The following is a 24,549-nucleotide window of genomic DNA, read 5'->3' on the forward strand; positions in this document are numbered from 1 at the left end:
TGACGCGGCAACAGGCAGTCTGAGCGCCTATGCCGGCGTGCCGGTGGCGGCAACGTCGAAACGCTCCGCCAGGAATGCCGCGCATGCCGCCCACGAACGCCGGTCGGCCGCGGCATCATAGGCAATGCCGCGCTCGGGAAAGTTCGCGCCCTCGAACGTGAACGCATGACGCGCATGGCCATACGCATGCAACTGCCAGTCGGCACCGGCCTGCGTCAGCTCCGTGGCGATGCCAAGCACGTCCGCGGACGGCACAATGGGATCCTCCCAGCCGTGCAGCAGCAGGACGCTGGCGTCGATCGGGCCTTGCACGCCGATCCGCGGCGGCTGCAGCACGCCATGGAAGCTGACCGCGGCCACCAGGCCTGGCGCAGCCGCACGTGCCAGATCGAGCGCGCACAGGCCGCCGAAGCAGTACCCCACCGCGGCCATCCGCCGCGGATCCGCGCCCGGCAAGTGCTGCGCCGCCTCGAACCCGGCAAGCAGCCGCTGGCGCAGCAAGCCGCGGTCGGCCAGCAGCGGGCCCATCAGGTGCGCGTTGTCGCCGCGCTCGTCGCCGCGCACGCCCTTGCCGTATACGTCGGCGGCAAAGCACAGATAGCCCATTGCCGCGAAGCGGTCGGCGCAGCGGCGCATCGCCGCATTGAGGCCGCTCCATTCGTGCGCCAGCAGCACGCACGGCGTGCGCGATGCTGGCCCGGCAGGCTTGGCGACATAGCCCTCGAACACCGTGGTGCCGTCGGTGTAGTTGACGAAGCCGCGCTCTGGCGGCAGGTGTTCAGCGTTCATGGTTCCCTCCGTTCACGCCCCTAGCATGCGGCCGCGCGGGAACGCTGTATTGAACGTTTGGGACGTCGGGGTCCGCGCCGCAACGCACGATCAGAGGTAGAAGGCGGGCGCGCCGGCAGGACGCTGCGCGAACGACGCAGCCAGTCCAGATTGCCCGTCGCGCGCGTAGGCGCCCGGCGTCTGTGCCACGCGCCGGCGCCAGGCACGGATCTGGTGAGCCTGGTCGCTGTAGCCATCCAGCGCATCGCCTGCGCCGCGCTGGACCGCCTGGATGCTGTGCTGCAGGCGCTCCAGGTCCATCAGCTGCTTCGGGCCCAGTCCCAGTTGCTGCTCGAACCAGCGATTCAGCTGGCGCCGGCTGACCGCCATCATCCCGGCGACTTCCTGTACCTGCCGGCCCTGGCGCAACAACGCGTGGGCCGCGCGCATCGACTGCAGTGCCGCCGGCGGCCGCAGCGCCGCGAGGCGCCGCAGCAACCATGCATCCAGCCTCGCAACGATTTTCGCCGGCAGCCAGGCTGCGCTCAGGTCGGCGCTAAAGGCTTGGGCGGGGCCGTCACCGAGATACCCGGCGAGATCCAGCAACTGGTCCCTGCAGTCAGGCCCGATGCCAGGAAACAGCCGCGCCAGGCCGGCGCCGCTCAGCATGGCCATGACGAAGTACGTGTCGGACCACGATCGCCAGCGCCGGCTGGCCGACTGGAAGCCGAGCAGCGACACCGTGGGCACGGTCGGGCCGCCCACCATCGCGTTGGGACGGCCGAAGTTGACCGACAGCACCGCGCCCGGGTACGGGCAAGTGGTGATGTCGCTACCCGCATAGGCCCCTTCCAGGTCCTGCACGAACCAGTAGCCGTCGACATAGGGCGACAGGGATGGGCAAGGCGCAAGCACCTGGAACATGGCGGGTTCGCGTTGGAGCGCGATGGGGTGGGCACAGGCATACCTTTATCACAGGGCGCACCGCGGAGAAAACCCGGGCGACCTGACTCCCTGTCTCTGCCCCATGGCCCGCCAGGCCGGTCGCACAACAAAAAAAGCGGGCCTCCGAAGAAGCCCGCCGATTCTGCGGCGAAACGCCTGGATGCCCGGCGCATGCGCCGGGTTCGCTCCACTCAGGCGGGTACTTGCGTGCCAGCTGCCGCCGTCTCCTTGGAGTACAGGCTCCTGGCCGTCGCTACGTGGCTCTTCAGCACCGGACGCAGCACCATGATGGCCAGGAAGGCCGCGGTCAGGTCCATGGCTGCCACGGTGTAGAGCACGGTGGACCAGGTGCCGGTCGCTTCCATCATCAGGTTGCCGATCGGCACGAACAGCGCGCCGATGCCTTTGGCGGTGTAGAGCACGCCGTAGATCTTGCCGATGTGCTTGGTGCCGAAGGCGTCGCCGGCGAGTGCCGAGAACAGCGAGTAGACCTCGCCCCAGGCCAGGAACACCACCCCCGACAGGATCAGGAACGCGTACGGGTTGCTGCCGAAATAGCCCAGCGCGATGATGCCGAGGCCTTCCAGCGTGAAGGCGATGACCATGGTCTTTTCGCGGCCGATGTTGTCCGAGATCCAGCCGAACAGCGGGCGGGAGATCCCGTTCATGATCCGGTCCAGCATCAGCGCCAGCGGCAGCGCGGCCATCACGAAGAAGTGCAGGTCGACCTTGAACTCCTTCACGCCCAGGTCCTTGGCGATCACGCCCAGCTGTGCCACGGCCATCATGCCGCCGGTGACGACCAGCACGAACATGATCAGCATCAGCCAGAACAGCCTGGTGCAAAGCGCTTCCTTGAGCGTGTAGTCGCGCGTGGCCTGGACCAGCTTCTGCGACGCCTTCACCTCGTGCGCCTTGGGCGAACGCAGGAACCACGCCGCGACGAAGGCGAGCGAACCCTGCAGCAGCCCGAAGAACAGGAAGGTGTGCTGGAAGCCCTGCGACTCGATCATCGCCGCGATCGGCAGGATGGTCGCCGCCGAGCCTGCGCCGTAGCCGCCGGCGGTCAGGCCCACGGCCAGGCCGCGGCGATCCGGGAACCACTTGAGCGCGTTGTTGATGCAGGTGGCATAGATCGAGCCTACCCCAAGCCCGCCCACTGCCGCGCCGATGTAGAAGCCCATCAGCGTGGTCGCCTGCGAGTTGATGCACCACGCCGCGCCGATGAACACCGCGCCGAACGCGACCATCATGCGCGGCCCGAACTTGTCGATGAAGTAGCCTTCGATGGGTGCAAGCCAGGTCTGGACCAGCACGAAGACCGTAAACGCCACCTGGATGCTGGCGCGCGACCAGCCATAGGTGTCCTGGATTTCCGGGACGAACAAGGTCCAGGCGTACTGGATGTTGGCAGTGGCGATCATGCACACCACCCCCACGATCAACTGCATCCAGCGAGTGCCTTCCGGGACCTGGTGATTGACGCCGAGCCCCGCTGCCGATGGATTACTCATTACGCGCTCCTTGGATCGATTGGCCATTAACTTGCGACCGGGCGGGGGAATATGCGGACGCGCTGCGCCTCGGCTTAGGGGTGGCTGCTGGCATGTCATGTCTCCTATGTCATTGGCATTTATTTGCCTCTTATAACGACGCCGACCTGAGGTCTCCGCCCTCACCTCTCGCTTATCCAGGAGCGGCGATGGGATACACAGTATGTGATATATCAAGTAAGTCAAGCGAAAGGCGGGGCAGGGTTTTCACTGAATTAATGAGAGACCTGATTGGGGTCTGGATATTCAGGTCAAAATCGCATCGGAAGCTGTATGCAAAGTTCCGCGTCGCCGCCGCGTGGTGACTGGAATCCCTTTGCTGGAGCGGAATACGGGCACGCCATGGGAATCGATGAGGACTTTTTCTGAATGCTTCGCGGCCAGAACGGGGGATTATCATTACAATAACGTAATGATTACAAAATCGTCATGATTACAGAATTTTCATGATTATGACGCGCCCGGACCGTCAAGTTCCGGCTAAATGCCGACAACTAATTTATCGCCAACATAAAAAAAAGCCCGCAGGCGAACCTGGCGGGCTGAGTCATGGTGCGTGACATCGGCCGCAACATGTAGTTGCAGTTATAGGCGATTATGGGAATCGGTCAAATAGGGAAAATGGGTTTGGCGAGCATTAATGGGCAAACCCAGAGAAAACCCTGAGCGAATTTACAGGGCGTGGAGCGCGGTTATGGGAAAATCGGTCTTAATATGACAAGGCTGTCATGAAACTGGCGTCCCGGCGGTCGCGGCCGCTCAGGATCAGCGTAGACAAAAACACCATCGGCGGACTCCGGAATAGATGAAACAGCAAACCCGGTAGAACACCTCGTAAAGCCGGTTCACCGGTCGGCCAGCCCGCCCCCATCGGTCCGCCCTCATAGATAAAATTTTTATAACTTCACAAAAAGTAGACATATTGGTAAGTCCCGTAGAAGCTATGGTAAGCTCCGCGGGGATCTGTTCCTACTCCACCGACGCCCGTATGGCTCACGCACCACTGGGCTACCACGCCCTCGTCCGCAAGTTCAGCCTGCGCGTGCCGCCGCTGCGATGCACCTCCGCGCTGGCTGACAAGACCGGTGTGCTCAGCACGCACACCGGCCCCGACGGCACCACGCGCACGATCTATCCCCGCAACCGCTACCGGGGCGGCGACACCACGGTGGACCACCTCACCTTTGCGCTGAAGAAGGAACAGCTGGACCTGACCGTGCTGGCGGCGCTGTTCGAACATGCCCAGGCGGTGCAGGAGGTAAGCGCGTGGCTGCAAGCCACGCCGAGCTCGCGCTATGCCCGGCTGAGCGCCTTCTACGCCAAATGGCTGGCCGGGGCGCAGTTCGACTACAGGTTGCCGGCTGGCGCGCCCCGGGTGCTGGCACTGGACGAAGCGGAATACCTGACGGGCCCGTCAACGCCGGACCTGCAGTTCGGCATCCAGAATAACCACCTCGGGCCGGCGGCGTTTTGCCCGGTGGTGCGCCGGACCGAAAAGCTGGCGCGCTGGCTTGCCGCGGATCTGCCCGGCCGTGTGGGCGCGGCCATCCGGCGCCTGGAGCCGGAGCTGCTGGCGCGGGCGGTGGACTATCTCTACCTTGCCGAAACCCGCTCGACGTATTCGATCGAGCATGAGATTCCGGATAACCAGCGCGTCGCCAAGTTCCGGCGGCTGCTGGAATATGCCGGCCAGCGTGCGCCGCTGACCGAAACCCAGCTGTGCGAATGGCAGAACGAGATCATTTCCGGGCTGCGCGCCGAATACCGCTTCCGCGACCAGCAGAACTGGCTGTCGCGCGGCGGGCGGCTGCGCAATATCGCCGACTATATTCCCCCGCCGCCCGCGCAGCTGGGCGCAATGATGGACGGCATCGCCGCGGTGGCGGACCTGGTCCAGGCCCAGGCGGCAAACCCGATCGTGGTGGCGGCCTGCGTGTCGTTCGGCTTTGTCTTTGCCCACCCTTTCTATGACGGCAACGGCCGCCTGCACCGGTTCCTGATCCACCATCTGCTGCGCCAGGCCGGCGTCACGCCCGCAGGCGTGGTGCTGCCGGTGTCGGCGCGCATGCTCAAGCAGATCGATGTCTACGCCGGCCTGCTGAAGGCTTATTCGGCGCCGCGCACGGCGCTGCTTAATTACGCGCTGGATGCGGATAGCGACACCATCCTGATCAAGTCGCCGCAGCCTTACTGGCTCTATGCCTCGTTCGACGCCACCGCGCTGTGCGAATTTGTGTTCGAGTGCATCGAGCAGTGCGTCGAGCAGGACCTGGCGCAGGAGATCCAGTACCTGCGCGCGTACGACGCCAGCGTGACGCGGCTCGAAAGCTGGCTTGACATGCGCCAGTCGCGGCTGTCGAACCTGATCGACCTGATCGTGCAGAACCACGGCGAGCTGTCGCGGCGCAAGCGCAAGCTGTTCGAGGACATCACCGACGCCGAGCTGGCGCGCATCGAAGCGGTGGTGCGCGACGAGTTCGCGGACTACCTGGAGCACCACGGAAGCGGCTGAAGCGCGCGGCGCGCAACCTGCCCTATCGCGTCACGTCCAGCTCCCAGCCGGGCTCCAGATGGTCCGGGTTGTCGGCCAGCCGATAGCGCGGGTTCAGGTTGATCAGTTCGCGCAGCGCGAAGTTGGCCACCTGCTGGTCCGGCGTCATCGCCTGCGCCTGCGCTTCGGCCTTCTGGCCGTCGGACAGCAGCGTGTCGAGATGCGCGCCGGCAATACCCCATAGCGTGGAACTGGCAACCTGCCCAGGGCTGTAGGGCTGCACGCGTACCGAGCCGGATGCGGGGCGCTCCTTCGGTGGCTCCTTCGGCGGTTCCTTCGGCGGCTCCTGCGGGGGCGTGCCAGGACCGGTCGGCGGAGCGGTCGACGGGCCGCCGCTGGGCGTCGGCGCCGCAGGCGGCACGCCCTTGCCCTTGTCCTCGTCCTTGAGCAGCTCCATCAGGATCTTGGCGCCAAAATTGACGATCACCCCGCCGCCCAGCAGCACCAGCCCCTTGGGCATGGCGCGGCCGAAGAAATCCCATTTCTGCGCCAGCCATGGCGTGACCGGCTGGTCCACGGCGTCGGGATCGGCGGCCCTGGCGAGCCGGTTTTTTTCGGCGTTGATCAGTTTCTGCTCGTTGCGCGACTGCAGGTGCGCGCCGATGCCGAACACCGCCAGGCTGCCGGCCTCGATCGCGCCGACCACGCCGCCCGTATGAACCATGTCGGCCACGGCCAGCGGCACCGCGCCGACCGAATATGCGTTCATCACGAACTTGCGCAAACGCGCGCCCAGCAGCGCGGGCTGGGCCAGCCCGGTGTGATAACCCGCGCGGGCAGCGAAATTGACCGTGCTCAGCACCGAATTGGCCGCCAGGAACACCGCGCTGCTGTAGGTCAGCGGCTCGCCGATCTGGGTCACGCCGTGCTCGCCGAACCACAGCATAGTGTTGCCGTTGTTGATCGCGAGCGTGGCCAGCTGCAGCGAGTCGTTGACCTGGCCGGCGCGGGTGTCGGGCGTCAGCATCGAGGCGCCGATGGTGCCGATCACCGCCTGCGCCTCGCGGATCTTGTCCGGGGCCTCGGGCAGGTCCTTCTTGTCGGCGTGGTGGGCGTAGGCCTCCAGCTGGTCCAGCGCCTTGGCAAACTTCTGCTGGTTCGGTTCGTTGATGCCCCACACCGTGGTGCCGGGCTTCTCGGTCAGCGTGCGGCGCAGCCAGGCGATATCGGCGGGCGCGTGGGTGCCGGCGCGCCGGATCACCTTGTTGGCATGCAAGGTGCGCCCCATCGCCACGCTGCCGCGGTAGATGAAGCAGCCGGCGCTGGTCAGTACCAGGTTGGCGCCGGTCTGTGCCGAGACGGCCGCGGCGCCGGAGGCGGCGGCAAACGTGCCGGCCGCCGACACCGCCAGCGCGGTGCGCACTTTCCAGGGCCGTGGACCATTGCCGGCGGGCGGCTGAGCGTTGCCGGCGGGCCCATGCGAAATGGTGGCGCGCACTACCCCGCCCTCGCCGCCCTGGCCGGCTTCGCCGCCTCTGGCCCGCGCAGCCTCAAGCATCCGGTCCAGCATGCGGTACACCGCGCTACCCTGCGATGCGGCCGAGCCGGTCTCGACATGGGTCAGGTCGGCCACCTTCACCGTGCCGTCCGGGAACAGCGCGAACTCCACGTCGCCCAGGTGCAAGCCGCGCGTTTTCATGGTGTCGACCAGCGCGGCGATATCGCGCGCCGACCGGCCGTTGAGCAACGCGGCATGCCCGGGCCGCATCTGGCCGGCGGCATCGAACAGGTCCTTGGTGCTGGCCGCGTAGCGTTCATAGCCGATGGCCGGGCGCCCGAACGCCTCGAACGACGCCGGCCCGAAGCTGCGCACGGTATTCAGCCCGTGTTCGCCGGCGGCCTCTGCCATGGCGGCGCGCTCGCCGTGCACCATGTCGCCCAGCCAGGCCTCGTTGGCAATGCCCACCGCCAGGTCCTTGCCCAGCGCGAACACGGTCTTGGCGCCGCCGCTGCCCAGCCGCGGCCCAAGGTAGGTCTCGAGCCGCACCCGTTCGCGGGTGCCGTCGGGCCGGCGCAGGAACACGTTGCCGTGGTGGTCGATCTTGAAGCTGTGGCCGGCGTAGGGATCAGGCTGCGGCGACAGCCGGCGCCAGCGCCCGGGCTGCGCCAGGTCGATCTGGCTCTTGGCCGGATCCTGCGCGTAGGCGCCGCGGCGCAGCGCAAACTCCGGCACCAGCACCTCGGTGCGCATCACGTCGGCCACCTGCTGCGCCAGCATGCGTCCCTGCGGGCCATGCGCGCCGTCCAGCGCCAGCACGATGGGCTGGCCGGGCTCCCAGTCGTGCGCCAGCTGGAAGGCGAGTTCATGGGCGCCGACGCCCTGTCCCTCGTCGCCGCGCAGGCCGCCCTCCGGGCGCACCGCGCCGACCACCACCAGGTGATCGCGGGGCGCGTTGACGCGCACCGCCGGCTCGCCCAGCGCCAGCTCGGCCCAGCGGTCCGGCGCGTGCTGCCATGTAGCCGGCACCGGATCGCCAGCGGCGCGCGGCGCATGCTGGCGCACCGGCTTGCCGCCGCTGCTAACCGCGGCCAGCGGCAGCGCCGGCATCGCGCCGTGGAAGCGGCCGCCATCCTGGACGTGAACCGGCGCGCCCGAACCGGCCAGGGTAGCGGGATCCGCCGCCACGCGCAGGCGCGCGCCATAGGCCAGGTCGCTGCCGGGCGCGTGGAATGCATCCACGTCCAGCCGGCCGTCCGCGCCGTAAACGCGCGCGTTCAGCCCCGTGGCGAGCTCCTGCACCAGCGACACCGCCCCGTCCTGACCATAGCAGCCGTACAGCACCACCGGCATGCCTTCCTGGTAGTCCGGATGCGCGCGGATGCGGTCGATTACCGCCGGCGCATCGAGCAACGGCGACGGCCCATCGCCGCGCCTGCCGCCGGCCTGCATCGCGATGCCGCCGAACAGCCCTTCGGCGCGCACGGTGAAGTGCCCGGGAACCTGCGGCACCGACACCGCCACGGCCTCGTCATCAAATGTCTTGTGACCCGCCTCCTGGGCCAGGTCCAGGTCGGCGCTTCCGCGCGGGAACTGCTCCAGCTGGGCCAGCACGTCGATGCGGCGCCCATCCTGCTGGCGCACCAGCGGCAGGCCGGCGCGGAAGTCGTCGGGCAACGCGGCGCGGATATCGCCGTGGTAGTCCGGATTGAGCGCAAAGCGTCCGGCGTGGGGCTTGTGCCCGCGCAACGACAGCGGCACGGTGCCGATCACGCTGCGCGCGTCGACCGCGCCGTGCCGCGCCGCTTCACGCTGCGAGACGATGGCGATGCGGAAGTTGCCCCCCGCCTGCAGCGCCGGGCCCAGGTCGCGCATGGCCTGCTGCAACGACGTGAACGACGCCTCCGGCAGTCCTGCGCGCAGCGGCACCGACAGGCCCTCGCCATGGGTCACCACGTAGTGCACGCCGGCCAGGCGCCCGCCCGATTCATGGATGCCGTCGACGGTGGCCTGGATGGCTTTGGGGCTGGGCGCGCTGTCGCGCACTGACCAGCTGCCATCGCGCAGCGCCGGCCGCGCGGCGGGCATGGCCGCCGCTGGCTGGATGCCGGCGTGCTCGGCATGGGGATCGGCGGCAGCCCTGCGGGGCATTTGCCCGCCGTGCGCGACCACCGCCTCGGCGGCGTCGGCCAGCGGCGTGCGCGCCAGCGCCGGCCCGCCCGGCAGCGGCGCGCGCGCGGCGCCCGGGCCGCGCGGCTGGCCGCCGGCGGCGACGCGCCCGTACAGCGTAATCACCGCCTGGTGCACCGCGGTCGAGAAGCCGTCCACCGTCGCCACCCGCTCGCGCGAGACGCCGTCGACCGCGCCCGCATCGGCGGCGGCCTGCAGCACGCGGCCCAGTTCCTCCGGCCCCTGGAAGCGCTCCGGCATATTGCCCCGGCGCAGCAGCAGCGCGGAGACCGCATAGGCGCCCCAGTTCGACACGCTGGCGGTGACCACATGGTCCACCGGCACCACCGCGGCGATATCGCTGCCGTCGAGCGCGCGCGGGATCAGCCCGCCCACGCCGCCCATGCCGGCCTCGTTGCCGCCGTCGCCGACGCCCAGGGTCTCGATGCCGTCGATGGCATTGGCTTCCAGCACGATCTGGTCGAGCGCCGGGTTGAAGCCGTCGATGCCGATGCCGCGCATATTGTGCTTGGTGCCGCGCGCGCTGCGCGACGGCAGCTCGATCGCCATCACCCGGTCGGGGCCGACCTCGCGCAGCAGCGCGCGCGCCGGCTCGGCCGCGCCGTAGATCGGCGCGTCGAACACGCGGATATTGTCGAGCGGCTCGCCCATCTCGCGCAGGATGCCTTCCAGGATCGGCCGGTTGGCCGAGTCGACCACATAGGTCACCTGCTTGCCGCGCAGCCGCAGCGCCCGCCCCAGTTCCGCGGTGCCCGGCGGCCCGTCGGTTTCCGGCATGTCCTTGGCCACCGAGAAGCCGGTCACCAGCATCACGTTGCTGGCGTCTTCCAGCGACGCCGCGGCGCGCTCGGCGCCGCCGGGCATGTAGAACTCGCGCAGGCCGCGGCCGATGTAATTGAAGCTGATGCGATCGACCGGCGACAGGTGGCGCCCGCCGTCGATCAGCGCCAGCGCCGGCGACACGTCCGCCGCCTCACCGAATGCGGTCTTGAACACGCGGATATCCGGGCGGCGCCCCATGGCGTGGGCCAGGCCGGACACCCGCGACGGCTGGCCGGTGGTGAAGACAATGGTCGGCAGGGTCTTGTCGTCGGGCACCGCCGACGGATCCAGCGGCTGCTCCAGCAGCGCGGCGCGGTCGATCAGGCCCTGGTCGACCAGCATTTCCACGCCCTTGCGCGCCTGGTACTGCATCGGGTCGATCAGCTTGACGTCGCTGCGGCCGATGGCATCGAGCTGCTGGCGCACCAGCGTCTCGAGCGCCGGATAGTGGGTGCAGCAGAACCACAGCGAGGTGGCGTCGGCCGGGATCTGCTCGGCGTTGATGTACTTGGCCACCAGCCCCTTGAGCTGCTCCAGCTGCGCGCCGTCGGCCAGGTGCATCAGGTTGTTGACCGCATCGGCCCACTCGGTGGCGCCGATCTCCTTGACCGTGACGCTGCCGCCGCTGGCCTTGCTGACCGCTTCCAGGTAAGCGTGCAGCTTCACCGTGCCGGGCGTGGCCACTACCACCGGACGCCGGCCGCCCTCGGTGACAATCTTGGGCGCGGTCTGCATGATCAGGTTGACCACCTTGGCCTGGTGGGTGCCCGCCAGCGCCTCCGGAAACGCCGTGCAGGCCGTGTTGCAGGCAAACAGGTCGACCGCGCCCTTGGCCTTCTGCGCCGCCACCACGCCGGCGTGGACCAGGTTGACCAGGTCGCCGCGCTCGCGCCCGCCGTAGGTGCCGGCGGCATGGTCGGTAAACGCGACCACCTGCACCGCCTTGCCGGTCATCGCATAGGTATGGCGCGCGATGTTCTGCGCGGCCAGCAGGCCGCCGTTGCTGGAGTCGAACGCGGTAATGACGATGGCGTCGTCCTGCACGCGGATGCCGAAGTCGGCCGGGTCGATGCCGTCGGGCAGGAAGCGCCGCTGGATGCCCTCGAACAGTTGCACCATGTCCAGGCCTGCGGGCAGGCGCTCGGCCGCCTTCTGCAGCAGTTCGTAGACGCCCTGCTGCACGGTCTTGTCGTAGCCGCGCACGCTGGTGGCGCCGACCTCCAGCGTGACGCCGTCGCGCGCCTTGTGGCGCGCCATGGTATCGAGCAGCGCGCCCACCTCTTCCGTGGTGGGCATGCCGCGGTCGCGGCCCAGCGCGCGCTGCACGGCGAAGCCGATCGCCTGCGCCGCCAGGTTGGAGTTCATGCCCGTCACCAGGTGGTCGGCGCCGACGTCGGACCAGCTGTCGGCAACCTGGTCTTCCACCGCCATGTCGCGCAGCAGCCGGTCGCGCGCGGCCCGCATGCCGGCCTCGTTGCCGTGGTCGCCCACCGCGATGGTGACCATGTCGGCCATGTCGTTGGCGTCGATCAGCAGCTGGTCGAGCATGGCATTGCCGCGCACCTGCTCGCCGTTCAGCAGCCGGTATTCGTTGTTGGTGTTGCGCCCGGCCACTTCCACCGCCACCACCGCCTGCGGCTTGTGCATCGCCAGCAGCGCGCGCGACTGGCGCCCGGCGCTGCCAAAGTCCCTGGCCGAGAAGGTCTCGACGCGCGCATTGGGCTGGTTCAGGTCCTCGCGCAGCATCTTGCGCAGCGTGCGCGCATGGGCGCGGTCGGTGACATAGACCACGTCCTTGCCCAGCGAGGCTAGGTAGGCCCCCAGCGAGGCCGCCCCGACCGGGCCGTTGGTCTCGGCGCGGCCGTGGGCGGTCAGCGGGCCGGTGACGATCATTACCGAGTCCAGGTCCACCAGCGCGCGGGCGGCCAGCTCGGCGCCGTAGGGCACGCCGATGTTTTCCATGCTGCCGTCGATCCACAGCACGTTGTCCAGCGGCGAGATCGCGTTCTGCCGCAGCGACAGGCGCGTGGGGGCATCGGCACCGTCGGCATGGGCCACCGGCGCGGGGCCGTGGCTGACCGTGCGCCGCTGCACGCCGGCCTCGCCGTCGACGGTGTGGTGCCGCGGCGCCCGCGCCAGTGCCGGCGTGCCGCTGGCGGTGCGGCGGCGCGAGGCGGGCACGGGCGCGTCGGCGCGGCTGCCGCCGCTGCGCTCGCCCGACTGGCTGCGGGCGGCGGACTCGGTCATGTAGCGCGCCATGGCGCGGTTCATGGCGCGGTCCATCATGCCGTGGATCACCCGTTCCTGCAGGATCGCGCCGCGCGTGACCATCATGTCGAAGGCCGCGGCGGTGCTGAGCCTGGCCGATTGCCAGGGCGTGAGCCGCTGCGGCGTGCGCAGGTCGCGCGGCGGGGCGGCGCCGCCGTCGGTCGCCGGCCTGCTGCCGTTGCTACGCGCTGGGGTCGCAGGCCTGGCCGCGCCCGGGGCGGCTTCGCCGTCCGCCTGCTTGCCGGAACGGCCGGACTGGCCATCGGCGTCGGTGTGCGCGAGCGGCTGGCCCTCGGCGTCGCGGCCAGCCGGGCCGCGGCGCGTGGTGGGCCGCGTCGCGGCTGGCATGCCATCGCCCTCGCGGTACTCGCCCAGTGCTTCCGGTGCCACGCCACGACCCGGACTGCCGATGCCGGCCGGGTCGCCCGCGGCGGCGCCGCGCCCACGCATGGTCGCCTGGTAGCCGTCGCGCACGGATTCGCCAATGCGCTTCTGCACGGCGAACGGCAGCATCTGCGTGGCGCCCATCAGCAGCATGGCGCCGTTCTGCAGTTTCTCCGACAGGCTCATCTCGCTGCCGTGCGCGGCGAACGTGGCGGCCTGCTGCAGGGTCTGCACGCCGCCGATGCCGAAGCCCACGCCATTGAGCACGCGGCTGGCGGTGCCGTAGTGGCCGGCGCTGTGGGTCAGCATGCCTCCTGCCATCTGGCGCAGCGGGCTGGTGCTGCCGGCCAGCCGCGTGCCGGCGTTCATCGCCAGCGCGCCGGTCTTGGCCAGGCCCATGCCGCCCATGCCCGCCAGCGAGCCGGCCACGTTGAGCCACTGCGCCATCGCTTCCTGGCTGGCAAAGGGGTTGACCGAGCGGCCATGGTCCGAGATATTGTCCAGCGCGGCCCACGAGGTACCGACGCCGTACCCCATGCTGCCTACCATGCCGACCCACGCCGCTGCCACCAGCGGTGTCAGCGTGCCGCCCGAGGCCACCGCCAGCACCCCGCCCGCGACCGCGCCCACCGCGGCCACGCCGAGGTTGACCCAGCCCCACACTTTCTCGCTGGTGGTGACGATATGCGCGTCCATCGACGCATAGCCGGCATGGCCATCGCGGCCCAGTTCCAGGTTCTCGGCGAAGTACACCGTGCCCTTGTCGGACAGCAGGTTGTTCTCCTGGAAGTCGCGCTTCGCGTCCAGCTCTTCCTTGCCATAGACCGCGCCCTGGTCGTCGACCCACAGGGTCTTGCCATCCTTGCCCTCGAACTCGAACACCGCGGTCTGGTACGGCACCCCGCCCGGCCCGGTCACGTACATCGGGATGGCCTTGACGGTGGTGCCAGCCTTGGCATCTTCCGCGATCTGCTCCTGGATCGCCTTGGCATCGCCCTGCGGCGCGCCCAGGGCGATGGCCGCGGACAGCCCCTTCTCGTCCGAGGCCTTCGCGCTGAGTTCTTCCTTGCGCATCGCCAGGCTGTCGAAGGTCTGGCGCAGGATCTCATCCTTGTCCAGCGCGAAGCGCTGGTTGGCTTCGTTGGCTTGCTCGGTCTGGCCATACTTTTCGCTGCCGCGCTGCACCGCGCGCTGCAGGTCCTTGTCGGCTGCGGCGGGGGTGTCGTCGCTGTCTTGCAGCGCCCGTTCGTAGGCGGCGGACAGGCCGAAGTGCCCCTTGGCCGCCGCATCCTCGGCTCCGCCGTAGATGCGGCCCTGGCGGGGACTGCCCATCTGGTTCTCATACCGCAGCAGGCGGATGTCGCCGTCGTTGCCCGCCAGCCATGCGGCGGTGCTGGTGGCGGCCGGACCGCTGCCCGGCTCGGCGTTCTGGTTGCGTGCGTAGTAACCGGCGTCGGCGGCGTCCACCACCGCCGCCAGGCCGTGGTAGAAATCGTCCCAGTCGTTGTAGCCGGACGCCATGCTGTTGTTGCGCCCGCGCCAGTCCTCGCCGTATCCGCTGCGGACCGTCTCCAGCAGCGTGCCGGCATCCTCCTCGATCAGGTGGGGCGCCACCTGCTGCAGGTACAGCCCAACCTTGTCGGCATACATCTTCTCCTGGCCGATGATGGGCTTGCCGTCCTTGTCAGTGGTCTGGTCCTTCAGGTCCTTGTCCATCGACGCTTCAATCTGCGCCTTGAACAAGTCGCCGCTGAAGCGGTCATTGTGGACTTCGACGTAAAGCTGGCGTTCCTCGGGCGTCTGCGCGGCATCGGCGCCGGCCTTGCGCATCTGCAGCGCCCCGGTGACGTCGCCGCTGTCCAGCTTCTGCTCGATGCCGCGGGTCATGGCGTCCACGCGCAGCGGCACCGAGCCCTCCATGAAGCCGAGCATCCGGTTCAGGCCGTTGGCGGCCTGGTCGCGCTCGGCCTGGCTGAGCTTGGGATCTTTGCTGCGCGCCTTGACCTGCTCGACGGTGTAGCCGAGCAGGCCCTTCTGGGCAACGCCCTTGTCGTAGGCGTCCCTGGCCGGGTCGGTCGCCGGCAGCTTGGCGTCCGGCACCAGGCTATCCGCGCCCAGCGACTTGAGCATGACGTAGCCGGCCGGGTTGTGCTCCATCAGCGCGCGCTCGGCCTGCGGCAGGTCGCGCGGCGTGGCCGAGTTGGGGTCGGTCTTGGCTTCGGGATCCAGCGTCAGCCCCTGCGCCTGGGCCATCGCCAGCGTGGTGGGGTCGTTCTGCGCCAGCTCGCGCTCGAAGTCGGTGGATGGCGTCAGGTGCGCCATCTCGCCGGCGATGCGCCCACGCAGGTCGACCCGGTCGATCAGCTGGCCCATGCCGCCGTCGGTGCCGTAGCGCGCCTTCAGGTCCTGCACCGCCTGCTCGCGATAGCTGTCCGGCACCTTGACGCCCTGCCCCGACGCCAGCGCCTTCAGCTGCGCGTCGGCGTCGCTGACCTTGCTATTGGCCTGCGTCAGGTCATACGAGTGGTCCGCCATCGACAGGCTGCGGTCGTGCGGCGCGTTGCGCAGATCCTTCAGGGCCTGGTCGGCGTCCTGCTTGTAGCCCTTGGCCGCGATCGTATCGATCTCTTTCTGCATGGCGTCGAGGAAGCTATCCTCGGCCTGCACCCGTTCCTGCTGCGCGGTGTCAAGGGCGTCGCGCGCGGCCACCAGCTGGTCGTCGGCCTCGAGTTCAAAGCGGCGGATGCCGCCCGGGATCTTCAAATACGCGGCCTGTTCCTCGTCGACCCTGGCCGAGGCCCGCTGCGCCTTTTCCTGCGCCAGGATCACGTTGAAGCGCGCGCCCTGGGTGTCGCGCGCCTGCTGCGTGTTCTCGTTCTTCAGGAACTGCGTCTTGGTCTCTTCGACGTTCAGCGCGACATTGGGATCGTCATAGCGCTTGCGGATCTCTTCGGCCTTGGCCTCGACCGCGGCCTTGACGTCCTTGCCGGTGGCCGCGGCGTTGTTGGCGGCCACGCGCAGCTCGTTCTGCGCGCCGCCCATCACGTTGCCGTACTTCAGGCCCAGCGGCTGCCACTGCTTGTCGGTCATGGCGCGGCCGTCGAGGTCGGCCACCACCTTGTCATAGGCGTCCTGCGCTTCCTGCTGCCAGCCGTCGGTCAGCGCCTTGGCATCGCTCTCCTTCTTCTTGCGGGCTTCCTCGGCGGGGTCGGTCTTGGGTTTCTCGGGCGCCGGCGCATCGACCTGCATCGCCCTGGGTGCCTGCACCCCGTTGGCGTTGGTGGTGTAGAGCGCGGGCGTGACGGCGACCGCTTGCGGCTTGTCGGGCTGGTCCGCGGCCTTTGCCTGCGGGTCTTGCTGCGTTGGCTGGGGCTGTTGCGCCTGCTGGGTGTTCTGGGTGTCCTGCTGGCGCTGGGTCTCGCGCGCCTCGGCCGCGCGCTGGGCGCGTTCGGCAGCTTCGCGGGCGGCCCGCTCGGCGGCCTCGCGCGCGGCGTCGGCGGCGGCACGGGCCGCGGCCTCGGCGGCCGCGCGCGCGGCGGCCCGGATGGCATCCATGAAATCCAGCATGACGCAAGTCTCCTGGCGACGCCGGCGCCTGCCGGCAAGTCAGACGGTGGCCGATGCCCTGGCGCGCACGGGCAGGCCGCGGGCATCATGCCCGCCGATTCTGCGCGCCGCGGCGGCGCAGGCCAACTATGGGAATTCGTAGGCCCGCAAGCTGCCCCGTGGGCTACAGGCGGTTGTTGTCGAGGTCGGTCACCAGCATGCAGCCCGGCGCGTGGGTGATGCAGATCTCGGGCCGCGCCTCGCGGATTACCGCCTGGGGCGTGACGCCGCAGGCCCAGAACACCGGGATTTCATCGGCGTCGAGCGGCACCGCGTCGCCGTAGTCGGGCGATTCGATATCCTCGATGCCGATCAGCGCGGGGTCGCCGATATGCACCGGCGCGCCATGCACGTCGGGATAGCGCGCGGTGATCTCGGTCGCCAGGATCGCATCGGCGGCCTTGAGCGGGCGCATCGACACCACCAGCTTGCCCGACAGCCGTCCCGCCGGGCGGGTCTCGATGGCGGTGCGGTACATGGCGACGTTGCGGCCCAGGTTGATGTGCTTGAGCGGCACATTGGCCGCGATCAACGCCTGCTCGAACGAGAACGAGCAGCCGATGGCAAAGGCGACGAAGTCGTCGCGCCACAGCTCGGTGATGCGGGTGGTCTCGTGGTAGGTCTTGCCGTCGCGGTAGACCCGGTACATCGGCACGTCGGTGCGGATATCGACGTCGTGCCCGAGATTGCGGAACACCGGGTCGCCCGGATCGGTCACGTCGATCAACGGGCAGGCCTTGCGGTTGAGCGCGCAGAACTGCAGGAAGTCATAGGCCCAGTCGCGCGTCAGGATCACGATATTGGCCTGCACATGGCCGCGCGCCAGGCCGCTGGTGTGGCCGTGGTAGCGGTCCGCGCGGATCAGCTGGCGCAAGGCGGCGGGGTCTTCGGGCAGGAGCGAGGCGGCGTGCTGGAGCGGCTGGTTCATGGTCGGCAGGCAGGCGCGGGGCGGCGCGAAAATCGGGTTGACCTGCCGATTCTGGGCGCCCGCCGGCGCCGGCGTCCAACAAATCTTTCGGATCGAGCGCGATAAAGGAATCCGATGACTACGAGCCCGCGTGGGGCGCCGCGGCCGGCGGCTGCACCGGCACGGCCATGTCCTCGCCCACTTCGGCGCAGAATTCCGCCACCACGCCCGTGGCCAGCCCCACGATCGACTCGTTGACCTCCAGCCCCGCACCGATGCGCCACGAAGCGACGATATCCAGCGCCGGCGGATGGTTCTCCACATCGACCACCGACAGCGTGCCGTCGGCCAGTTCCTTGCGCACCAGTGCCGGCGGCACCGCCCCGATGCCGAAGCCGTCGCCGATCAGCCGCGTCATCGCCGCCACCGAGTTCACGCAGTTGATGCGCGGCGAGGCCACGCCGTTCAGGTGGAACAGGCTCAGGATGTCCTGGTGCGGGCGCGAGTTCTTGACGAAGGTGATGACGCGCTCGGCGGCCAGTTCATCGAGCGAGGCATAGGGGCGGTCACAGGCCGAGCCGGTGGCGACGATCCAGCGAATGGGGTAGCGCGCCAGCTCGATATTGCGCACCGTTTCCAGCCGCAGCAGGTCGGTCTGGAAAATCACGTCGAGGTAGCCTTTCTGCAGCTGGTCGCACAAATTCAGCGCGGCATCGGCGGTCAGTTCGATCTCCAGCGCGGGATACGCCTGCATGGCGCGCTTGACCACGGTGGACAGCCAGGTATGGATCACCGAGTCCATCGCGCCGATGCGCACGCGCCCCGCAATGGCGCGCGAGCGGTCCAGCGACTGCCGCATATGGTGCATGGTGTTCACCATCTTCTCGGCATATTCCAGCACGCGCTGGCCTTCCGGCGTCAGCGTGACGCCGCGCGAATCGCGCAGGAACAGCTTGACCCCCAGGTCTTCTTCCAGCACCGCGATGCGGCTGGAAATCGAAGCCTGCGTGCTGAACAGCTTTTCCGCGGTGAGCCGGAAGCTGCGCAGGCGGGCGACCCAGACAAAGGTTTCGAGAAAGCGCAGGTTCATGGGCGATGGGTGCGGGACCGGGGCTGCGGCGGCGGCATGGTGAGCGACAGAATCTACGCGATGGCGGCACACCGAACAAGCGTTTGAAGGGTCGGCTTGATTTGGTTGTTTTTGGGATGCAGGGTTCATGCCTGCATGAGCCTGCACGGCGTTCGTGCGCTTGCCGCCGTGATGTGCGGGCGCATGCATGCCCACGTGGCCCCTTCACGCCCCCAGCGGCGACGGCTGCGACGGTGTCGGCGCCTGGCGCGGCGGGATCAGCGCCGGACCGCGCGCGGCGGCTTCCTCCGCCTCTTGCTGCGCCGCTTCGGCCAGCGCCTTCATGCGCTGCAGCGCGGCCAGCATGTCTTCGCCCAGCGCGGCCGGGTACTCCGCGCGCGCGCCGTCGGGCAAGGCCGACGGGTCCAGCCACATCTGCCAGGTCACGCGCGTGGTGCCCACGCCCTGCCCGGCCGTGGCCTGCAGCCGTCCGCGGGTATGGCTGGAGAGCTTGCGGTAGCTGTACGAATACGGCCCCTTGTCGGTCAGTACGTCGACCGCCGGCAGGCCGCCCGCCTTGTGGGCCATGCGCCGTACCGTGCCCGGACTGCCGCTGCCCAGCACCACGCGGCAGTCCTTGTAGACGGTGTCCCAGTCCGGCACCGCGCAGTAGCTGCCCGCCAGCTGCCAGACCCGGGCCGGATCGGCCTGCACCTCGACCGAGCGTTCCACCGGAATCAGTTGTGCCTGCGCCGGCGCCAGCCACGCGGCCAGCAACGCGGGCACGGCGAGCCGCAGCGTGGACAGGGGCAGGCGGGTCAGGATCGGCATCGGCAAGGCGGCACGCGCACGGGAACAGGAATGGATGCAAGCCTAGCCGAGCGCGGCCGTGCATGCTATTACCGAAGGCTCGTAGCCGAAGCACAGCGCCGCGCGCCAGCCTACGTATTTCCGTAGGGCCAGCGCCAACCCGCCCGCGCTGGCGCGCCGTATGCTTATGCCCGCGCGGCTCCGGCATGGTGGCAGAGCCCGGGCAAGCGCAGGCCGCGGGATCGGGGAAAACCCGCGGGCCGTGGCCTTCGCGCCACGGGCCGGAACCCGCGCCAGGCCCGAATTCACGGGCATTCAGCACAGGAATCAATTTTTCTTATCGGCCGCCGCCCGAAAAACTAGTTGGACGCGAGCCGCCGTGCCTTTCAAGAATGCAGTCAGCGCAGGCACTGCAGGACGCGCTGCAACCGCACACCGCCGCGCCACCGATGCGCGGCCGCGGCAAGCCGCCATGGCATGCCGCCACAACAAGGCAAGCGCGCCGCGCACCGCGGCTTGCCGGCCGAGCCAGACATACCACGACGAGGAATGCATGGAAACGCAGATCGGCAGTATCCAGAGCCCCCAGCCACCATCGAGCCCCGCCAGCGCCGAGACCGCCCCGTCGCGTGGCTTTTTCTCCTGGTACCGCGACATCACCGCCAATGAGCGGCGCACCTTCTGGAGCTGCAAGGTCGGCTATGCGCTCGACGCCATGGACACGCAGTTCCTGAGCTTCGTGATTCCCACGCTGATCGCCACCTGGGGCATCAGCCGTGCCGACGCGGGCTTTATCGGCACCGCCACGCTGCTGACCTCGGCCGCGGGCGGCTGGGTCGCCGGCATCCTGTCCGACCGCATCGGCCGGGTGCGCACGCTGCAATTGACCATCCTGTGGTTTGCCTTCTTCACCTTCCTGTGCGGGCTGGCGCAGACCTATGAGCAGCTGCTGGTGGCGCGCGCGCTGATGGGCTTCGGCTTCGGCGGCGAATGGACCGCCGGCGCGGTGCTGATCGGCGAAGCCATCCGCGCGCAGGACCGCGGCAAGGCGGTGGGCATGGTGCAGGCCGGCTGGGCCGTGGGCTGGGGCCTGGCGGCGCTGCTCTATGCGCTGGTGTTCTCGCTGCTGCCGGCCGAAACCGCGTGGCGCGTGCTGTTCCTGATCGGGCTGCTGCCGGCGGTGTTCGTGATCGTGCTGCGCCGCATGGTCAAGGAGCCCGAGGTCTATACCGAGCACAAGGCGCGCGAGTCGCAGGCCAGCGAGAAGACCTCGTTCGCGGCGATCTTCTCGCCGCGCCTGCTCAGCATCACGCTGCGCGCGGCGCTGCTGACCACCGGCGCGCAGGGCGGCTATTACGCCATCACCACCTGGCTGCCCACCTTCCTGAAGACCGAGCGCGGCCTCACGGTGCTGGGCACCGGCGGCTACCTGGCGATGGTGATCGTCGGCTCTTATATCGGCTATGTCACCAGCGCCTACCTGACCGACCGCATCGGCCGCAAGCGCAACTTCATCCTGTTCGCGCTGGGTTCGATGACGATCGCGCTGGCCTACACGCACATCCCGGTCAACGACACCGTGATGCTGCTGCTGGGTTTTCCGCTGGGCTTCTTCGCCTCGGGCATCTTCGCCGGCATGGGCGCGTTCCTGACCGAGCTGTTCCCGACCAGCGTGCGCGGCTCGGGCCAGGGCTTCTGCTACAACGTGGGCCGTGCCATCGGCGCGTTCTTCCCGTTCCTGATCGGCCATGTCAGCCAGCAGATGTCGCTGGGCCACGCCATCGGCATCTTTGCCGCGGCGGCCTATGGCGTGCTGATCCTGGCCGCGCTGACGCTGCCCGAAACGCGTGGCAAGGCGCTGGAAGCGTAGCGGTGCAAGAGCAAAAACCCTAGCTGCGGCAGGGAAAGTGGCTGTGATACCACTGCACCTGCCGCACCATGCGCCGCCCCGGCCAGCGCCGCGCGGCGCATGACAGCACGCATGACAACATAACAAGGGCAACGCCGCTACGGAGGCCTGCCCAATCGACTTCCGACGGGAATCGGGTCAGCAGTAAGTCGGGCACGCCAGCTCGACGGCAATGCAGCGCAGACCGCGATACGCGCTGGCGATGGCCGCCCCCTTGCAGCACGGGAGCGACGGCCACGACCGGCATGACGCGCCGCGCCCCGCAGCGCCGCCGCGCAGGCCTGCCCCATTTGCGCGCGTGGACCGGCTCACAAGGCCGTGGTCGCACGCCAAGACTCGTTGTCGGAGGCCTACATGATCAAAGATGTGGAAGTCGTGCCGTACCGTGACGCGGGGGCGTCCGGATATGGCACCGGAGCAACCAGCGCGCGCCCCACGGCTCGTCCGGCCCCTGCGCCAGGCACCGCCCCGGCGCTGGTGGCCAACAACGGCATCAAGGTATTCGGCGAGCGCCACCTGGTACCGGTCAGGCAGCGCGTGCGCCACGGCGCCACGCCCGGCCTGGTGACCGCGCTGCAGGCCGAGCCCACCCACGAAGGCCGCAGCGCCGTGATGCAGTCCGCCATCCGCGCCATCGGCTTCGACTGGCTTGGCTACGCCACCGCCACCCAGGTCGGCGGCCAGCTCCAGCCGCGTACCTTCTTTGAAAGCTATTCTCCGCCGGGCTGGCGCGAGCGCTATTTCCGCGAGCGCTACTATGAAATCGACCCGCGCGCGCCGCAGCCCGGCACCTTCTGCCTGCCCACCGTGTGGGATGCCGACGACCTGGCACAGACGCCGCTGGGCAACGTGCCGCCGCTGCGCCGCCGCCGCTTCCTGGAAGACCTGCGCGACGCCGGCGTGCGCAGCGGCATCTTCCTCAACCTGCCGATGCCCGGCAACAACGAATTTGTGCTGATCAGCTTTATGTCGGGGATCGAAAGCCGGCGCTGGATCGGCGATTCGGTGGTGGGCCAGGCGCTGGCGATGGGGCTGGCGTTGCATGAGTTCCTGACCTGCCATGTGGAAATCCCCGCGTTTGCCGGCCGCCATCGCGAAGGCCTGTCGGAGGTGCAGCGCGATATCCTGGCTTGCCTGGCGCAGGGGCTATCGGACAAGGAGATCGCGCGGCGCATGGAGATGTCGATCTTCAATGTCGACTACCACATGCGCCGGCTGCGCAGCCACTTCGGCGTGCGCAACCGCGTGCAGCTGGCCAGCGCGGCCACGCTGCTGCGGCCACCGGGGGCACCGCTGTCGGTGGATAGGGAAAAGGATGCGGCGGGGGTGATTGCGGCTTAGCTTGATGGCGTTGGCTTGGGCGTGGCGTTGGCCTTGGCGCGACCGTCAGCGTACTCCCTCTCCCCCGGCCCCTCTCCCGCAGGCGGGAGAGGGGAGAAAGCCCGCAGCGGGGAAGCCTCCAACCGGCCTCACTCCCCTTTCGCCCACCGCATCAAGTCCGCCACGCGCTCGAACAGCGTGCGGTCGATATACCGGTCCAGCGGTACGTTCAGGTACAGGCGCTGCGCCAGGTCCGAATCAAAGGCCGACGGCACCAGGTAGTCGGCCGCGGCCTGGCGGATGCGCGCCGCCACCTGGCCGCTGCCCTTGGCCACCACCCGCGGCAGCGTGCCGGGGCCGTCATAGCGCAGCGCCACCGCATACTGGGTGGAATACACCACCGCGGTCGACACCCGCACCCGCTCGCTGACGCCAAAGAACGCAGCCTCGAAGAACGCGGCGCGGCGGCGTCCGGCCATGATCGGGTCGCCTTGGGTCTCCTTGTACTCGCGCCGGTACTCGTCGACGCTCATGCGCTGGCGCTTCATGAACTGGTGGCGCTCGTGCACGTAGTCAACCACGGCCATCACCAGGTAGATCACCGCGGCCCAGCAACACATGCGCAAGATGATGTACGCAACCAGCAGCAGGATTTCCGCGGGGCGGGCATAGCCGGTGCGCACGCCGTCCTCGATCGCGCCCAGCGCCAGCACGTAGACCAGCCCGGCCAGCAGCAGGATCTTGACCAGGATCTTGACCAGGTTCACCAGGTTGCGCACGGCGAACATGCGCTTCAGGCCCTCGGCCGGGTTCAGCCGCGCCAGGTCCGGCTTGATCTGCTCGAACGCCACCAGCGGCCCTACCTGCAAAAACGCGCCGACGATGCCGCACACCAAAGCCAGCCCGACCATCGGCAGCACGCCCATCAGCAGGAAACGCGCCGCGGCCTCGCCCAGCACCAGCATCTGCTGGTCCGCCAGGTGTTGCGGCACGCTGCCCATGGCGCTGTGCCACAGCGCCTGGAACAGCCGCACGAAATAGCGCCCCAGCAGCCACAGCCCCGCCAGCACGCCGAGAAACACCACGGCCGAGGTGACGTCGCTGCTGCGCGGCACCTCGCCGCGCTTGCGCGCCTCATCCAGCTTGCGCCGGGTTGCCTCGAGGTTCTTTTCGCTGTCGCTCATGGCTGCCGCTGGTTGCCGCTACGGTGCCGCGCCCCGGCGCAGCATCTCGATCAGGATATTGTCCGGGCGCAGGAAGCCCTGCAGCGTATCCACCATCACTGCCAGCATCAGCACCAGCATCAGGAACGCCACCGAGATCTTGACCGGCTGCGCGAACTGGAACACGTCGAACTGCGGCACGAAACGCGCGATCAGCGCGAAGCCGAGCTCGACGATCACCAGCAGCAGCAGGATCGGCGCGGCCAGCTTGACCACCCACGAGAACAGCGTGCCGGCGTAGAGGTTGGCAAAGCCCATCGACGCCAGCGACATCTCGGGCCCGAACGACATCACCGGCCAGAACGCGAACGACTCCACGATCACGCCGGTCATGGCAATAAACCCGCCCAGCGCCGCGAACAGCGCGATGCCGAAGTGCGACAGCAGGTTCTCCATCGGCCCGTCCTCCTGCTGCGTGACCGGGTCGAAGAAGGTGGCATTGCCCGAGCCGGTCTGGAAGTCGATCAGCTCGCCGATCATCTGCAGCGCGACGAAGAACAGGCCGAACGCCGTGCCCAGCAGCAACCCGATGAAGGCCTCCTTGAAGATCAGCACCAGCCACAGGCCACCGGCGACGGCGTCGAGGTCAATGCGCGCGCCCGGCGACACGAACAGCGCGATCGCCAGCACGATGCCGTTGCGCGCCACCCCGGGGATCGCCTGCTGCGACAGGAACGGCAACACCGTAAAGGCGGTCAGCAGGCGCGGCATCACCATCACGATCGGCATGATGACCTCGCGTCCCCAATGGAACAGCAAGGCGGGATCGAGCAGCTCGCCCTGCAT

12 protein-coding genes are annotated in these 24,549 nt (G+C 68.7%); 3 read left to right on the top strand and 9 right to left on the bottom strand.

From position 1 onward, the window contains the following. Positions 1 to 27 precede the first annotated feature (27 nt). From E5S69_RS03025 to oxlT, 3 genes are all read right to left on the bottom strand, one after another. Positions 28 to 789: a dienelactone hydrolase family protein gene (locus E5S69_RS03025; protein WP_171513517.1), complete on the bottom strand. Its 762-nt coding sequence runs from the start codon at positions 787 to 789 to the stop codon at positions 28 to 30. Positions 790 to 879: 90 nt separating this feature from the next. After that, positions 880 to 1,692, bottom strand: a complete 813-nt coding sequence (locus E5S69_RS03030) for a helix-turn-helix domain-containing protein (protein ID WP_171513518.1) — start codon at positions 1,690 to 1,692, stop codon at positions 880 to 882. Between the two features lie 212 nt (positions 1,693 to 1,904). Then, complete coding sequence (oxlT, locus tag E5S69_RS03035; protein WP_171513519.1) at positions 1,905 to 3,227, bottom strand: oxalate/formate MFS antiporter; 1,323 nt, start codon at positions 3,225 to 3,227, stop codon at positions 1,905 to 1,907. A 1,027-nt stretch (positions 3,228 to 4,254) separates the two neighbouring features. Here oxlT and E5S69_RS03040 point away from each other — a divergent pair. Next, a complete protein-coding gene (locus tag E5S69_RS03040; RefSeq protein ID WP_171513520.1) occupies positions 4,255 to 5,778 on the top strand; it encodes a Fic family protein in 1,524 nt (507 codons plus the stop codon). Between the two features lie 22 nt (positions 5,779 to 5,800). On the opposite strand, the gene E5S69_RS03045 is transcribed toward E5S69_RS03040, so the two are convergent. The 4 genes from E5S69_RS03045 to E5S69_RS03060 form a co-directional block, all read right to left on the bottom strand. Beyond that, complete coding sequence (locus E5S69_RS03045) at positions 5,801 to 16,486, bottom strand: LWXIA domain-containing protein (protein ID WP_171513521.1); 10,686 nt, start codon at positions 16,484 to 16,486, stop codon at positions 5,801 to 5,803. A 163-nt stretch (positions 16,487 to 16,649) separates the two neighbouring features. Then, positions 16,650 to 17,453: a putative hydro-lyase gene (locus tag E5S69_RS03050; protein ID WP_171513522.1), complete on the bottom strand. Its 804-nt coding sequence runs from the start codon at positions 17,451 to 17,453 to the stop codon at positions 16,650 to 16,652. Between the two features lie 118 nt (positions 17,454 to 17,571). Next, positions 17,572 to 18,522 (bottom strand): LysR family transcriptional regulator, encoded by a 951-nt coding sequence (locus E5S69_RS03055; RefSeq protein WP_171513523.1) that lies wholly within the window; start codon positions 18,520 to 18,522, stop codon positions 17,572 to 17,574. 204 nt (positions 18,523 to 18,726) lie between these two features. Further along, positions 18,727 to 19,332 carry an SRPBCC family protein gene (locus E5S69_RS03060; RefSeq protein ID WP_171513524.1) on the bottom strand — a complete coding sequence of 202 codons (606 nt, stop codon included), beginning with the start codon at positions 19,330 to 19,332 and terminating at the stop codon, positions 18,727 to 18,729. Positions 19,333 to 19,864: 532 nt separating this feature from the next. Between E5S69_RS03060 and E5S69_RS03065 the strand changes: the two genes are divergently transcribed. Both E5S69_RS03065 and E5S69_RS03070 read left to right on the top strand, forming a co-directional pair. Next, complete coding sequence (locus E5S69_RS03065) at positions 19,865 to 21,181, top strand: MFS transporter (RefSeq protein ID WP_216621190.1); 1,317 nt, start codon at positions 19,865 to 19,867, stop codon at positions 21,179 to 21,181. Positions 21,182 to 21,574: 393 nt separating this feature from the next. After that, complete coding sequence (locus E5S69_RS03070; protein ID WP_171513525.1) at positions 21,575 to 22,561, top strand: helix-turn-helix transcriptional regulator; 987 nt, start codon at positions 21,575 to 21,577, stop codon at positions 22,559 to 22,561. Positions 22,562 to 22,689: 128 nt separating this feature from the next. Here the strand turns inward: E5S69_RS03070 and E5S69_RS03075 are convergent, their stop codons facing one another. Both E5S69_RS03075 and sctT read right to left on the bottom strand, forming a co-directional pair. After that, positions 22,690 to 23,724 (bottom strand): EscU/YscU/HrcU family type III secretion system export apparatus switch protein, encoded by a 1,035-nt coding sequence (locus tag E5S69_RS03075; protein ID WP_171513526.1) that lies wholly within the window; start codon positions 23,722 to 23,724, stop codon positions 22,690 to 22,692. Positions 23,725 to 23,742: 18 nt separating this feature from the next. Then, positions 23,743 to 24,549 carry a type III secretion system export apparatus subunit SctT gene (sctT, locus tag E5S69_RS03080; RefSeq protein ID WP_171513527.1) on the bottom strand — a complete coding sequence of 269 codons (807 nt, stop codon included), beginning with the start codon at positions 24,547 to 24,549 and terminating at the stop codon, positions 23,743 to 23,745.

Source organism: Cupriavidus necator, assembly GCF_013141915.1.
GTDB lineage: Bacteria > Pseudomonadota > Gammaproteobacteria > Burkholderiales > Burkholderiaceae > Cupriavidus > Cupriavidus necator_B.

Coding starts and splice junctions, on each gene's coding strand:
- oxlT (WP_171513519.1), bottom strand. CDS start 3,227: ATGAGTAATCCATCGGCAGCGGGGCTCGGCGTCAATCACCAGGTCCCG.
- E5S69_RS03050 (WP_171513522.1), bottom strand. CDS start 17,453: ATGAACCAGCCGCTCCAGCACGCCGCCTCGCTCCTGCCCGAAGACCCC.
- E5S69_RS03040 (WP_171513520.1), top strand. CDS start 4,255: ATGGCTCACGCACCACTGGGCTACCACGCCCTCGTCCGCAAGTTCAGC.
- E5S69_RS03075 (WP_171513526.1), bottom strand. CDS start 23,724: ATGAGCGACAGCGAAAAGAACCTCGAGGCAACCCGGCGCAAGCTGGAT.
- E5S69_RS03025 (WP_171513517.1), bottom strand. CDS start 789: ATGAACGCTGAACACCTGCCGCCAGAGCGCGGCTTCGTCAACTACACC.
- E5S69_RS03060 (WP_171513524.1), bottom strand. CDS start 19,332: ATGCCGATCCTGACCCGCCTGCCCCTGTCCACGCTGCGGCTCGCCGTG.
- E5S69_RS03045 (WP_171513521.1), bottom strand. CDS start 16,486: ATGCTGGATTTCATGGATGCCATCCGGGCCGCCGCGCGCGCGGCCGCC.
- E5S69_RS03030 (WP_171513518.1), bottom strand. CDS start 1,692: ATGTTCCAGGTGCTTGCGCCTTGCCCATCCCTGTCGCCCTATGTCGAC.
- sctT (WP_171513527.1), bottom strand. CDS start 24,549: ATGCAGGGCGAGCTGCTCGATCCCGCCTTGCTGTTCCATTGGGGACGC.
- E5S69_RS03070 (WP_171513525.1), top strand. CDS start 21,575: ATGATCAAAGATGTGGAAGTCGTGCCGTACCGTGACGCGGGGGCGTCC.
- E5S69_RS03065 (WP_216621190.1), top strand. CDS start 19,865: ATGGAAACGCAGATCGGCAGTATCCAGAGCCCCCAGCCACCATCGAGC.
- E5S69_RS03055 (WP_171513523.1), bottom strand. CDS start 18,522: ATGAACCTGCGCTTTCTCGAAACCTTTGTCTGGGTCGCCCGCCTGCGC.